We start from the raw sequence: 13,080 nt of genomic DNA, 5'->3' as shown, positions 1-13,080 counted from the left end.
TCAGACCGGGGTGTCGGCCAGCTCGCGCCCGATGCGCAGCAGCTGCCCGGTGGCCCCGCCGAGCGCGAACTCGGTCTGCTTGGCGGCCAGGAAATAGCGGTGGATCGGGTGGTCCATGTCGATGCCCACACCGCCGTGCACGTGCACCGTGGTGTGCGCGACGCGGTGCCCGGCATCGGCCGCCCAGAACGCGGCGCTGGCCACGTCGATATCCGCGGGGAGATCCTCGGAGAGCCGCCAGGCGGCCTGGGTGAGGGTCGAGCGCAGCGCCTTCACGTCGATGTAGTTGTCGGCCAACCGTGCGGACACCGCCTGGAAGCTGCCGATCGGCCGGTCGAACTGCTCACGCTCGCGGGCGTAGAGGGCCGTGAGCTCCAGCGCCCGCTCCAGCACGCCCAGCTGGAAGGCGGTGCGGCCCAGGGCGGTATGCAGCGTGAGCCAGTCGAGTACCTCCTGGCCCCCGACGACGCGGGCGGCGTCGACGGTGGTGCCGCCGAACTCCACGTGCCCGACGCTGCCGTGGCCGGTGGTGTCCAGTGCGCTCACCGCGACGCCGGGATCACCCGCCGTGATGAGGAAAACCTGAACGCCGGAGGGAGTCTCGGCCGGCACCAGGAATGCGTCGGCCACCGGACCGTAGGACACCTGGGTCCGGGTGCCGGTCAGGCGGAAACCGCCGTCGGCGTCCTGAGCCTGCACCGGGCCCTCGCCCATCTCCCCGTCGAGCGCCACCGTGACGATCTTGGCGCCGTTGACCGCGGGTACGGCCCAATCCTGTTGCAGCGCTTCGGAGCCGAATTTGGCCAGTGCACCTGCGGCCAGCACGGCGGATTCCAGGTACGGCACCGCCGCCAGTTGGCGGCCCAGCGCGGTCAGTACGGCGGTCTGCTCGAGCACGCCGAACCCGCCACCGCCGACGGATTCCGGTGCGGTGGTGGACAGTACGTCGGCATCGGTCAGCTTGCCCCACAGACCGCGGTCGAAGCGCTGCTCCAGCCCGTCCAGCGTGCGCTGGTGCTCGGGGGTGCACACCGACTCGGTGATGGTGCGGACGAGGCCGCCCAGATCCGTCGAGGCCTCAGTAGGGGTGAAGTCCATGTGAAGTCTCCTCTTAACGGTTCACTCGGGGCAGGCCGAGCGCGACCATGCCGATGATGTCGCGCTGGATCTCGTTGGTGCCACCGCCGAAGGTCAGGATGAGGCAGGAGCGGTGCATCCGCTCCACGCGGCCGCGCAGCAGTGCGCCGGGCGATCCCGTGCGCAGCGTCGCCGAGGTGCCGAGCACCTCCATGAGCAGCCGGTAGGCCTCGGTGGCCAGTTCGGTGCCGTACACCTTGGCCGCGGATGCGTCGGCGGGCGAGGGCGTGCTGTCCGAGGCGGAGGCCAGCTCCCAGTTGATCAGCTTGAGCACCTCGGCCTTGGCGTGCACGCGGGCCAGGTTCAGCTGCACCCATTCCGAATCGATCAGCCGCTTGCCGTGCACGTCCTTGGTGTTCTGCGCCCATTCGCGAACACCGTTGAGCGCCAGGAAGATCGGCTGGGCGGACACCAGGGCGACCCGCTCGTGGTTGAGCTGGTTGGTGACCAGCTTCCAGCCGGCGTTCTCCTCGCCGACCAGACTGCTGACGGGAACGCGCACATCCTGGTAGTAGGTGGCGCTGGTGTCCACGCCGGACATGGTGTGCACGGGCGTCCAGGAGAAGCCCTCGGCCGTTGTCGGCACGATCAGCATCGAGATGCCGCGGTGCTTCTTGGCCTCGGGGTTGGTGCGTACCGCCAGCCACACGTAGTCGGCGTACGCGATCAGGCTGGTCCACATCTTCTGGCCGTTGATCACGTACTCGTCACCGTCGCGCACCGCGGTGGTCCGCAGCGAGGCCAGGTCGGTGCCGGCGCCCGGCTCGGAGTAGCCGATGGAGAAGTGCAGTTCCCCGGCGGCGATCTTGGGCAGGAAGAACTTCTTCTGTTCCTCGGTGCCGAAGTGCATGATCGTCGGCGCCACGCTGTTGATCGTCAGGAACGGCACCGGCACGTTTGCGATCGCCGCCTCGTCGTTGAAGATCAGGCTCTCCATCGGGGTGCGGGCCTGACCGCCGTACTCGGTGGGCCAGTTCAGCGTGAGCCAGCCGTCCTTGCCCATCTGCGCGACGGTCTCGCGATAGACGTTGCCGCGCCCCATTTCGCCGTCGCTGGCGGCCAGCGCCTCGGCCCGCTCGGGTGTCATCAGCTTGGCGAAGTAGGCGCGCAGTTCGCGGCGTAACTCCTCCTGCTCGGCGGTGTAACCGATCCGCATGTCGATGTCCTCACTGTCGGGCGGGGGATGCCTGTGGAATACGTGGTGGAATGGAGGCGCTCGACGGCACCTTTTTCTCAACCGGTTGTAACACGTTCTAGTCTTGGGGTCCAGGGCGGTATGGTTAGCCGGCACAGAGGCGGGGCCGTGCAGACCTTGGACATGGAGTGCGTTAAGGCACGAGGAGGTTGTCATGCGTGTGGAAGTCGACCGCGATCGTTGTGAAGGCAACGCGGTATGCGTGGGTATTGCCCCCGACCTGTTCGATCTGGACGACGACGATTACGCCGTGGTCAAGGCCGACCCGGTGCCGGCCGATCAGGAGGACCTGGCCGAGCAGTCCGTCGCCGAATGCCCCCGGGCCGCCCTGATCCGAAAAGACTAGAGGTATTCATAAATTGAGTTCATCTGTGGAAAGCTCCGCTGCGCTCGACCTGTCCGGGAAGGTCGCCGTGGTGACCGGCGCCGCCGCTGGGCTGGGCCGCGCCGAGGCGATCGGTCTGGCCCGCGCGGGCGCGACCGTGGTGGTCAACGACATGGCCGCCGCGCTGGACCGCTCCGACGTGCTCGACGAGATTGCCGCGGTCGGGTCCAAGGGTGTGGCCGTCGCCGGTGACATCAGCGCGCGCAGCACGGCCGACGAGTTGGTGTCCACCGCCGATGGTCTCGGGGGCTTGGGCATCGTCGTCAACAACGCCGGCATCACCCGGGACAAGATGTTGTTCAACATGTCCGACGAGGACTGGGACGCCGTGATCGCGGTGCACCTGCGCGGCCACTTCCTGCTGACACGAAATGCGGCGGCCTACTGGCGGGCCAAGGCCAAGGAGTCCGCCGACGGGCAGGTGTACGGGCGCATCGTCAACACGTCGTCGGAGGCCGGGTTGGCCGGCCCGGTGGGGCAGGCCAATTACGGCGCGGCCAAGGCTGGGATCACGGCGTTGACGCTGACGGCGGCGCGCGGACTGAGCCGGTACGGGGTGCGGGCCAACGCCATCGCCCCGCGGGCGCGCACGGCGATGACCGCCGACGTGTTCGGTGACGCGCCGGAATTGCCCGACGGCCAGGTCGACGCGCTGTCGCCCGAACATGTGGTGACGTTGGTGACCTACCTGAGCTCGCCGGCGGCCGATGCCGTCAACGGGCAGCTTTTCATCGTCTACGGTCCGACCGTCACCCTGGTTGCGGCGCCCACGGTCGCTCAGCGTTTCCACGCGACCGGTGACGCGTGGGATCCGGCGGAGCTGAGCTCGGCGCTGGGCGGATTCTTTGCTGAGCGCGATCCGGAAATAGGATTCTCGGCCGCTGCCCTGATGGGCTCTTGAAGTCGAGAAGGGCGCACCCGCCAGGCCGACCTGGACTAGAACACGTTCTAGAATGATGTCGGTCACACATGCCCTGAACAGCAAAAATAAGATGTTTGGTGAAGATTACCGTTCTTTGACACTGTGAACGTGTTCTAGTTAATATGAGCCCGCTCACTAAGGGCAGCGTGCAGACCAGGGGTGGAAAGGCCGCCGGAGCGAACGGATACCCGCTATATTCGGGCTCTTCGCCAACGCGGGATTGCTCAGCCCTCAACCGAGAACGGAGCCGAGGTTGATCGAACAGCTTGCGGCTCCGGCGCGGGCCGTGGGTGGGTTCTTCGAGATGACCATCGACACCTTCGTCAAGATGTGGCAGCGGCCCTTCCAGTTCCGAGAGTTCCTCGACCAGACCTGGATGATCGCCCGGGTGTCGCTCGTCCCCACGCTGCTGGTGTCCATCCCCTTCACCGTGCTGGTCGCCTTCACCCTGAACATCCTGCTGCGTGAGATCGGCGCGGCCGATCTCTCCGGGGCGGGCACCGCCTTCGGCACCATCACCCAGCTCGGCCCGGTCGTGACGGTGCTCGTCGTGGCCGGCGCCGGCGCCACCGCCATCTGCGCGGATCTGGGTGCGCGCACCATCCGCGAAGAGATCGACGCCATGCGCGTCCTGGGCATCGACCCGATCCAGCGGCTGGTGGTCCCGCGCGTGCTGGCGTCGACGTTCGTGGCGCTGCTGCTCAACGGCCTGGTCTGCGCGATCGGCCTGGCGGGTGGCTACGTGTTCTCCGTCTTCCTGCAGGGCGTCAATCCCGGGGCCTTCATCAACGGCCTCACGATCCTGACCGGACTGGGTGAGCTTGTGCTCGCCATGTTCAAGTCCGTGCTGTTCGGTCTGATGGCCGGCCTGGTCGGCTGCTACCGCGGACTCACCGTGCAGGGCGGCCCCAAGGGTGTGGGCATCGCCGTCAACGAGACGGTGGTCTACGCCTTCATCTGTTTGTTCGTCATCAACGTCATCTTGACCGCCGTCGGCGTCCGGGTCCTGGAGCGGTAGGTGGCACAGCGATGAGTTATGACGTGACACTGCGCGTGCGCCGGTTCTTCCGCGGCGTGCCCAGGGCCGTGGACAACGTGGGCGAGCAGGCGCTGTTCTACGGCGAGACGATGCGCTACATCCCCAATGCGCTGACCCGGTACCGCAAGGAGACCATCCGGCTGGTCGCCGAGATGACCATGGGTGCGGGAGCTTTGGTGATGATCGGCGGAACCGTCGGCGTCGCGGCTTTCCTGACGTTGGCCTCAGGCGGCGTCATCGCCGTGCAGGGCTATTCCTCGCTGGGCAACATCGGCATCGAGGCACTCACCGGCTTCCTGTCGGCCTTCCTCAACGTCCGCATCGTCGCGCCGGTCATCGCCGGTATCGCCCTGGCCGCCACGATCGGTGCCGGTACCACCGCACAGCTCGGCGCGATGCGGGTGGCCGAGGAGATCGACGCGGTGGAAGCCATGGCGGTGCATGCCGTGTCCTATCTGGTGTCGACCCGGCTGATCGCCGGACTCATCGCGATCATCCCGCTGTATTCGCTGTCGGTGCTGGCCGCGTTCTTCGCCGCGCGGTTCACCACCGTGTTCATCAACGGCCAGTCCGCGGGCCTGTACGACCATTACTTCAACACGTTCCTGATCCCCACCGACCTGCTGTGGTCGTTCCTGCAGGCCATCGTCATGTCGATCGCGGTGATGCTGGTCCACACCTATTACGGGTACAACGCGTCCGGCGGGCCCGTCGGCGTGGGGATCGCCGTCGGCCAGGCCGTGCGCACCTCGCTGATCGTCGTCGTCACCATCACCCTGTTCATCTCGCTCGCCGTCTACGGCGCGTCCGGCAACTTCAACCTCTCCGGGTAGGCGGCCAGTGTCTTCCGGAAGCGCCAAGCGCAGTCACGTCAGGATCGCCGCCTCGATCCTCGCGCTGATCATCGTCGCCGCAGTGGTGTTCACCTACCTCTCCTACACGGCGGCCTTCACCAAGACCGACACCGTCACCGTCACCTCACAGCGCGCCGGTCTGGTGATGGAAACCGATGCCAAGGTCAAGTACCGCGGGATCCAGATCGGCAAGGTCACCAACATCGCCTATGCCGGCGAGCAGGCCAAGCTGACCCTGGACATCGACCGCAACCAGATGCGGTTCATCCCGTCCAACGCGGTGGTGAAGATCGGCGGCACAACCGTTTTCGGTGCCAAGTCGGTCGAGTTCCTGCCGCCCGAGGATCCGAAGAAGACGCCGCTGCAGCCGGGCACCAACATCGCCGCCAGCAGCGTCCAGCTGGAGGTCAACACCCTCTTCCAGACCCTGACCGACCTGCTGCACAAGATCGACCCGGTCAATCTGAACGCCACGCTGACGGCGCTGGGCGAAGGCCTGCGCGGCCACGGCGATGACCTGGGCGCCACCATGGCCGGACTGAACAGCTATCTGGCGCAGCTCAATCCGAAGTTGCCCACCCTGCAGTCCGACATCTCCAAGGCCGGCGTCGTCGCCAACATCTACGGCGACACCGGTGCCGATCTGGCCACCGTGCTGGACAACGCGCCGAAGCTGTCGAAGACGATCGTCGACGAGCAGGACAACCTCAACGCCGCGCTGTTGGCCGCAACCGGGTTCGCCGAGAACGGTTACGCGACGCTGGCTCCGGCCGCCGACGACTACATCGCTGCCATCAAGCGCCTGCGGGCGCTGGCCAAGGTCGCGGGTGACTACTCGCCGGAGTTCGGCTGCCTGTTCAAGGGAGTCAACAATGCTGTCAACAACTTTGCGCCGATTATCGGTGGTATTCGTCCCGGCCTGTTCGTGGCGTCGAGCTTCCTGCCCGGCGCCCCGGCGTACACCTACCCGGAGAGCCTGCCGATGGTGAACGCCTCCGGTGGACCCAACTGCCGCGGCCTTCCGGACGTGCCCAGCAAGCAGTTCGGCGGCAGTTGGTACCACACCCCGTTCCTGGTGACCGACAACGCCTACGTACCGTACCAGCCGAACACCGAACTGCAGTTCAACGCGCCGTCGACGCTGCAGTTCCTGTTCAACGGGGCCTACGCCGAACGGGATGACTTCTGATGCAGAGCCAGAGGCGGACGCTGATCAACGTCGCCGTGTTCACGGGGGCGATGCTGCTGGTCGCCGCGGGCCTGGTGGTGGTGTTCGGCCAGTTCCGATTCGCTTCCAGCAGTGGCTACCACGCCAACTTCGCCGAGGCGTCGCGGTTGAAGGCCGGCCAGGACGTGCGCATCTCCGGCGTGCCGGTGGGCAGCGTCAAGGCGGTCAAGCTCAACCCCGACAACAGCGTCGACGTAGCCTTCGACGTCAACAAGCGCTACCAGCTCTACACCTCGACGCGAGCCGTCGTGCGCTACGAGAACCTGGTCGGCGACCGCTACCTGGAGATCACCTCGGGCCCCGGCGAGCTGCGCAAGCTCCCACCTGGAAGCACGATCGCGCGCGAGAACACCCAGCCCGCACTGGATCTGGATGCCCTGCTGGGCGGACTGCGGCCCGTGCTCAAGGGCCTGGACGGATCGAAGGTCAACGAGGTCAGCAACGCCGTCATCGAACTGCTTCAGGGCCAGGGCGGTGCCATCCAGAACCTGCTGGCCAGTACCAGCTCCTTCAGTCAGAACCTGGCAAACCGGGATCAGCTCATCGGTGACGTGATCACCAACCTGAACACGGTGCTGGGCACCGTCGACGCGAAGGGCACCCAGTTCAACGCGAGCGTCGATGAATTGCAGAAGCTCATCACCGGTCTGGCCGAAGGCCGCGACCCCATCGCCGGGGCCATGGGACCGCTGTCCTCGGCCGAGAACGACCTGACCGCCATGCTGCAAGAGTCCCGCCGACCGCTGCAGGGCGTCATCGAGAACGCCCGACCGTTCCTGCAACGGGCCGACGAGCGCAAGGCCGACATCAACAAGGTGATCGAGCCGCTGGCCGAGAACTATATGCGGCTCAACGCACTCGGCGCCTACGGCTCGTTCTTCAACATCTACTACTGCTCGATCCGGATGAAGATCAACGGACCGGCGGGCAGCGACATCCTGATCCCGTTCGGCGGCCCACCGGACCCGACCAAGGGGAGGTGCTCGGAAAATGGCTAGCCCCAGCGGCAACAACCCCTTACGGACCGGCATCCTCGGTATCTTCGTGGTGGTCTGCCTGGTGCTGATCTCCTTCGGCTACACCGGCTTGCCGTGGTACCCGCAGGGGCGCAATTACGAGGCCTACTTCAGCGATGCCGGCGGCATCTCGCCGGGCAACGACGTCGCGGTGTCCGGTATCAAGGTCGGCAAGGTCACCTCGGTGGCACTGGCGGGCGATCAGGCCAAGGTGGGCTTCACCGTTGACCGCAACATCAAGGTCGGCAACCAGACGCTGGTATCGATCAAGACCGACACCGTGCTCGGCCAGAAGTCACTCTCGGTGACCCCGAAGGGCAATGGCGACTCGACGGTAATCCCGTTGGGGCGCACCACCACTCCGTACACGCTGAACACCGCACTGCAGGACCTCGGCGGCAACGTGAGCGCGCTGGACAAGCCCAAATTCGAGCAGGCCCTGCAGACGCTGACCGACACCCTGCACGACGCCACCCCGCAGTTGCGCGGTGCGCTCGATGGTGTCGCGAGCCTGAGCCGCAGCCTCAACAAGCGTGACCAGGCCCTCGAAGAGCTGCTCATGCACGCCAAGAACGTCTCCGACACGCTGGCCCAGCGCGCCGATCAGGTCAACAAACTGGTCACCGACGGCAATCTGCTGTTCGCCGCCCTGGATGAACGCCGGCAGGCCCTGAGCAGCCTGATCGCCGGTATCGACGATGTCTCACAACAACTTTCGGGTTTCGTCGCGGACAACAAGCGTGAGTTCGAACCGCTGCTTCGCCGGCTCAACGCGGTGATGGCCAACCTGCTGGAGCGTCGCGAGCACATCGGCGAGGCGCTCAAGCGGCTGCCGCGATACGCCACGACGCTAGGTGAAGTTGTAGGGGGAGGGTCGGGATTTCAGATCAACCTCTACGGTCTGCCGCCCGCTTCGATCTCAGAGGTTCTGTTAGACAGCTATTTCCAGCCGGGCAAGCTGCCGGACAGCCTGGCCGACATGCTGCGCGGGTACATCTCCGAGCGCACTCTGGTAAGGCCGAAGTCACCATGACCCAATATGATTCGACGTCGTCGCGCGGAAAGTGGCTGCGCGGTGGCCTGGCCGTCGCGCTGGTCGCCCTGCTCGCCGTGGGCGTCTACCTGGTGTGGCCGAGCCGCGGTGGGCAGAAGGTGGTCGCCTACTTCCCGACCGCGGTCGGGCTCTACCCCGGGGACGATGTCCGGGTGGTCGGGGTGCCGGTCGGGCGGATCGATGCGATCCAGCCCCGTGCCGACGATGTCAAGATCACGATGACCCTGGATCCCGGCATCAAGGTTCCCGCCGACGCCAGGGCCCTGATCATCGCGCCCAACCTGGTGTCCGCCCGGTTCATTCAGCTGACCCCGGCCTTCACCGGTGGTGCAGCGCTGGCGGACGGCGCCCAGATCGGGCTGGACCGCACCGGCGTGCCGGTCGAGTGGGACGAGGTCAAGGAGCAGCTCACCGCGCTGTCCGCGCAGCTCGGCCCGAAAGACGGTGGCGTGCAGGGTCCGCTGGTGGCCGCCGTCAACCAGGCCGCCGACACCTTCGACGGCAACGGCGACTCGTTCCGCGCCGCACTGCGTGAGCTGTCGCAGACCGCCGGGCGCCTCGGCGACTCGCGCACCGATCTGTTCGGCACGGTGCGCAACCTGCAGGTGCTGGTCAATGCGCTGTCCAACAGTAACGAGCAGATCGTGCAGTTCACCAGCCACGTGGCGTCGGTGTCCCAGGTGCTGGCCGCCAGTTCGGCGGACCTCGACCAGACCCTGGGCGTGCTGAACCAGGCCCTCGGCGATGTCAAAGGCCTGCTGCATGATTCGAACAAGTCGCTGATCGACTCCGTCGGCAAGCTGGCCGACTTCACCCAGATCCTCAACGACCACAGTGATGACATCGAGCAGGCGCTTCACATCACGCCCAACGGTCTGGCCAACTTCTACAACATCTACAATCCGGCCCAGGGCACCGTCGGTGGCCTGCTGTCACTGCCCAACTTCGCGAATCCGGTGCAGTTCATCTGCGGTGGCACCTTCGATGTCGGCGCGTCGGCGGACAACTACAAGCGGGCCGAGATCTGCCGGCAGCGGATGGGGCCGGTGTTCAAGCGCATCGCGATGAATTATCCGCCGGTGCTGTTCCATCCGATCGACAGCATCACCGCGTACAAGGGGCAGATCATCTACGACACGCCCGCCACCGAGGCGAAGGCCCAGACCCCGGTGCCCTATCTGCAATGGCAGCCGGCACCCGGTGTCTCGCCGCCGACAACCGGCCCCGACGGGAACCTCAGTGACCTGATCCTGCCGCCGCCCGCCGTCCCCGGGCAGATCTCGCCAGCGGGTCCGGTGCCGCCGGCGCCGCCGATGGGCGCGGGTGCTTCCGCCCCGGCCGCCGCACCGCAGGGAGCCGGCGGATGAGGCATTCGGGGAAGGCGTTGCGAAGCGCGACGCTGCGCACCACCGCGCTGAGCTCGGGGGCGTTGCTGGTGGCCGGTTGTTCGTTCGGCGGGCTGAACTCGCTGGACATGCCCGGCACCGCGGGACACGGTCCGGGGTCCTACACCATCACCGTGGAACTGCCCGATGTGGCGACGCTGCCCCAGAATTCGCCGGTGATGGTCGACGACGTGACCGTCGGCAGTGTGTCGGGTATCGACGCCGTGCAGCGGCCCGACGGTACGTTCTACGCCGCGGTCAAGCTGTCGCTCGACGGGGATGTGAACCTGCCGGAGAACTCGACCGCCACCGTCGCGCAGACCTCGCTGCTGGGCTCCCAGCATGTCCAACTGGCGGCCCCGGAGGGCAAGGCCATCGGCAAGCTCAAGCAGGGCTCGAACATCCCGCTCGGCAGCATCGGCCGCTACCCGACCACCGAGGAAGTGCTGTCCTCGTTGGGTGTGGTGGTCAACAAGGGCAATCTCGGTGCGCTGCAGGACATCACCGACGAGGCGTATGCGGCGGTTGCCGGGCGTAGCGGAAGCTTCGCCGAGCTGTTGCCCCGGTTGGCCGAACTGACCTCGTCACTGGACCAGCAGACCAACGACATCATCGCCGCGGCCGACGGGCTGAACCGATTCGCCTCGATGCTGGCCCGCAGCAAGGACAACCTGGGCCGCACCCTCGACACGCTGCCCAACGCGTTGAAGGTGCTCAACGACAACCGGTCCAACATCGTCGATGCGTTCCAGGCACTGCAGAAGTTCGCCACGGTGGGGGCTCGCGTGCTGTCGGAGACCAAGACCGACTTCGCCGCCGACCTGAAAGACCTCTTTCCGGTCATCAAGGAGTTCAACGACAATGCCGATGACGTGATCAAGGACCTGGAGTTCCTGCCGACCTTCCCGTTCCACTACAAGTACTTGCGCAACGCGGTGCGCGGTGACTACCTGAACGTGTTCGTGACATTCGACCTCACCGCACGGCGGTTCGGCGAATCGATGTTCACCACATCGTTCTTCGACCCGAACATGAAGCACCTCGATGAGGTCATCAACCCGCCGGACTTCCTGACCGGTGCGATGGCCAACCTGTCCGGGCAGGCCGCCGATCCGTTCAAGATCCCGCCGGGTACGGCCACGCAGCACGGAGGTGCCCCGTAATGCTGGACCGGCTGACCAAACTTCAACTGTCGATCTTCGCGGTCGTCACCGTGCTCACCGTGACCGCGATCTCCGCGTTCTATCTGCACGTGCCCGCGGCGATGGGTATCGGCACCTACAACATCACCGCGAACTTCGTGGCCGGTGGTGGCCTGTACCAGAACGCCAACGTCACCTACCGCGGTGTCACGATCGGCCGGGTCGAACAGGTCGGGCTGACCGATGACGGTGTCATCGCGCACATGCGGCTCAACACCGACATCGATGTGCCCGATAACGTTACCGCGACGGTAAAGAGCGTCTCGGCCGTCGGCGAGCAATACATCGACCTGGTGCCACCCGGTGACGGCGAGGCCCCGGCCACCAAGCTCCTGCGCGACGGCTCCAACATCGAGGTCGCGCACACCGCGATCGGTCAGGACATCGCCGGGCTGCTCCGCCAGGCCGACGATCTGGTCAGCAGCGTCGGCGACAGCCGCGTCCAGGAGCTGCTCAAGGAGACGTTCAAGGCGTTCAACGGATCCGGGCCCGAGCTGTCCCGGCTCATCCAGTCCTCGCGCGCGCTGGTCGACGAGGCCAACAACAATTACGGCCAGACCACCCAGCTGATCGACCAGGCCGGACCGTTCCTGGAGGCGCAGATCCGCGCCGGCGACGACATCAAGTCCTCCGTCGACGGCTTGGCCCGGTTCACCTCGGAGGTGGACAAGGCCGACCCGCAGCTGCGCTCGGTGTTGCAGACGGTGCCCGGTGCGGTGGCCGAGGCGAACACCACCTTCGCCGGCATCCGCCCGACATTCCCGCAGCTCGCGGCGAACCTGGCGGACTTCGGCCGGATCGGCGTGATCTACAACAAATCGATCGAACAGGCGCTGGTCATTTTCCCGGCCCTGATTGCAGCACTGAACACTGTGGCAGGTGGTGTGCCCGCCGACGAGGGCGGCAAGCTGGACTTCAAGGTCGACCTGGGTGATCCGCCACCCTGCTCGACCGGCTTCCTGCCGCCCACCGCGATCCGCTCACCCGCCGACACCACCCTGCGGGAACTGCCCGCCGACCTGTACTGCAAGACCGCACAGAACGATCCGTCGGTGGTGCGCGGCGCCCGTAACTACCCGTGCCAGGAGTTCCCCGGCAAGCGGGCGCCGACCATCCAGCTGTGCCGTGACCCGCGCGGCTATGTACCGCTCGGAAGCAACCCGTGGCGCGGGCCGCCTGTCCCATACGGCACTCCCGTCGAGGACGGCCGCAATATCCTGCCGCCCAACAAGTTCCCGAACATCCCGCCCGGCGCGGACTACGACCCGGGACCACCCGCGGTGCAGCTACCGCCCGGCGTGCAGCCGGGACCGGGCCCGGCGCCGAACGCACCGTTCCCGTTGCCGGTACCGCCCAACGACAACCCGCCCGCGCCGCCGGGCACGTTCTACGCACCGCCGGATCAGGTGGTGCCGCCGTACGGACGACGGCCACCGCCGCCGCCCGCCGATGCTCCACCGGTGGATGCGCCACCGCCGCCGCTGCCCGCCGAGGCGCCGCAACCCCAGGCCAGTGCTCCCGCGAGCACCACCTACGATCCGAGGACCGGTGTGTTCGCGGATCCGTCGGGCGGCACGGGGGTGTTCGCCTCCGGATCCGACAAGTTCTCGCCGGCGGAGAACTGGGTAGATTTGATGATGGCGCCCAAGCAGGTTTAGGCAGG

At 66.5% G+C, this 13,080-nt stretch carries 12 protein-coding genes; 10 read left to right on the top strand and 2 right to left on the bottom strand.

Annotated elements, in window-relative coordinates:
• Positions 1-1,098 (bottom strand): acyl-CoA dehydrogenase family protein, encoded by a 1,098-nt coding sequence (locus BN977_RS10835; protein WP_036397561.1) that lies wholly within the window; start codon positions 1,096-1,098, stop codon positions 1-3.
• 13 nt (positions 1,099-1,111) lie between these two features.
• Positions 1,112-2,293 (bottom strand): acyl-CoA dehydrogenase, encoded by a 1,182-nt coding sequence (locus tag BN977_RS10830; RefSeq protein WP_036397560.1) that lies wholly within the window; start codon positions 2,291-2,293, stop codon positions 1,112-1,114.
• 193 nt (positions 2,294-2,486) lie between these two features.
• Between BN977_RS10830 and BN977_RS10825 the strand changes: the two genes are divergently transcribed.
• From BN977_RS10825 to BN977_RS10780, 10 genes are all read left to right on the top strand, one after another.
• A complete protein-coding gene (locus BN977_RS10825; RefSeq protein ID WP_024453769.1) occupies positions 2,487-2,678 on the top strand; it encodes a ferredoxin in 192 nt (63 codons plus the stop codon).
• 25 nt (positions 2,679-2,703) lie between these two features.
• A complete protein-coding gene (locus BN977_RS10820; protein ID WP_024453768.1) occupies positions 2,704-3,618 on the top strand; it encodes a 3-oxoacyl-ACP reductase in 915 nt (304 codons plus the stop codon).
• Positions 3,619-3,892: 274 nt separating this feature from the next.
• The gene (locus tag BN977_RS10815) at positions 3,893-4,657 is read left to right on the top strand and encodes an MlaE family ABC transporter permease (RefSeq protein ID WP_024453767.1); all 765 of its coding nucleotides are present in this window, start codon (positions 3,893-3,895) and stop codon (positions 4,655-4,657) included.
• An 11-nt stretch (positions 4,658-4,668) separates the two neighbouring features.
• Positions 4,669-5,511: an MlaE family ABC transporter permease gene (locus BN977_RS10810; protein WP_024453766.1), complete on the top strand. Its 843-nt coding sequence runs from the start codon at positions 4,669-4,671 to the stop codon at positions 5,509-5,511.
• Positions 5,512-5,518: 7 nt separating this feature from the next.
• On the top strand, positions 5,519-6,721 hold the full coding sequence (locus BN977_RS10805; RefSeq protein ID WP_024453765.1) for an MCE family protein: 1,203 nt from the start codon (positions 5,519-5,521) through the stop codon (positions 6,719-6,721).
• On the top strand, positions 6,721-7,758 hold the full coding sequence (locus BN977_RS10800; RefSeq protein WP_024453764.1) for an MCE family protein: 1,038 nt from the start codon (positions 6,721-6,723) through the stop codon (positions 7,756-7,758). The genes BN977_RS10805 and BN977_RS10800 overlap by 1 nt, the downstream gene beginning before the upstream one ends.
• On the top strand, positions 7,751-8,809 hold the full coding sequence (locus BN977_RS10795; protein WP_024453763.1) for an MCE family protein: 1,059 nt from the start codon (positions 7,751-7,753) through the stop codon (positions 8,807-8,809). The genes BN977_RS10800 and BN977_RS10795 overlap by 8 nt, the downstream gene beginning before the upstream one ends.
• Complete coding sequence (locus BN977_RS10790; RefSeq protein ID WP_024453762.1) at positions 8,806-10,197, top strand: MCE family protein; 1,392 nt, start codon at positions 8,806-8,808, stop codon at positions 10,195-10,197. The genes BN977_RS10795 and BN977_RS10790 overlap by 4 nt, the downstream gene beginning before the upstream one ends.
• Positions 10,194-11,378 (top strand): MCE family protein, encoded by a 1,185-nt coding sequence (locus BN977_RS10785; protein ID WP_024453761.1) that lies wholly within the window; start codon positions 10,194-10,196, stop codon positions 11,376-11,378. The genes BN977_RS10790 and BN977_RS10785 overlap by 4 nt, the downstream gene beginning before the upstream one ends.
• The gene (locus tag BN977_RS10780) at positions 11,378-13,075 is read left to right on the top strand and encodes a virulence factor Mce family protein (RefSeq protein ID WP_024453760.1); all 1,698 of its coding nucleotides are present in this window, start codon (positions 11,378-11,380) and stop codon (positions 13,073-13,075) included. Before BN977_RS10785 ends, BN977_RS10780 begins: the two co-directional genes overlap by 1 nt.
• Positions 13,076-13,080 lie beyond the last annotated feature (5 nt).

Source organism: Mycolicibacterium cosmeticum (genome assembly GCF_000613185.1).
GTDB classification, from domain to species: domain Bacteria; phylum Actinomycetota; class Actinomycetes; order Mycobacteriales; family Mycobacteriaceae; genus Mycobacterium; species Mycobacterium cosmeticum.
The sequence above is the reverse complement of the archived record's forward strand: the minus strand, read 5'-3'. Positions and strand labels throughout refer to the sequence as shown.

Bases quoted from the DNA above. Each gene is read 5' to 3' on its own strand.
- BN977_RS10835 (WP_036397561.1), bottom strand. From the start codon at position 1,098: ATGGACTTCACCCCTACTGAGGCCTCGACGGATCTGGGCGGCCTCGTC.
- BN977_RS10830 (WP_036397560.1), bottom strand. From the start codon at position 2,293: ATGCGGATCGGTTACACCGCCGAGCAGGAGGAGTTACGCCGCGAACTG.
- BN977_RS10825 (WP_024453769.1), top strand. From the start codon at position 2,487: ATGCGTGTGGAAGTCGACCGCGATCGTTGTGAAGGCAACGCGGTATGC.
- BN977_RS10810 (WP_024453766.1), top strand. From the start codon at position 4,669: ATGAGTTATGACGTGACACTGCGCGTGCGCCGGTTCTTCCGCGGCGTG.
- BN977_RS10800 (WP_024453764.1), top strand. From the start codon at position 6,721: ATGCAGAGCCAGAGGCGGACGCTGATCAACGTCGCCGTGTTCACGGGG.
- BN977_RS10795 (WP_024453763.1), top strand. From the start codon at position 7,751: ATGGCTAGCCCCAGCGGCAACAACCCCTTACGGACCGGCATCCTCGGT.
- BN977_RS10790 (WP_024453762.1), top strand. From the start codon at position 8,806: ATGACCCAATATGATTCGACGTCGTCGCGCGGAAAGTGGCTGCGCGGT.
- BN977_RS10785 (WP_024453761.1), top strand. From the start codon at position 10,194: ATGAGGCATTCGGGGAAGGCGTTGCGAAGCGCGACGCTGCGCACCACC.
- BN977_RS10780 (WP_024453760.1), top strand. From the start codon at position 11,378: ATGCTGGACCGGCTGACCAAACTTCAACTGTCGATCTTCGCGGTCGTC.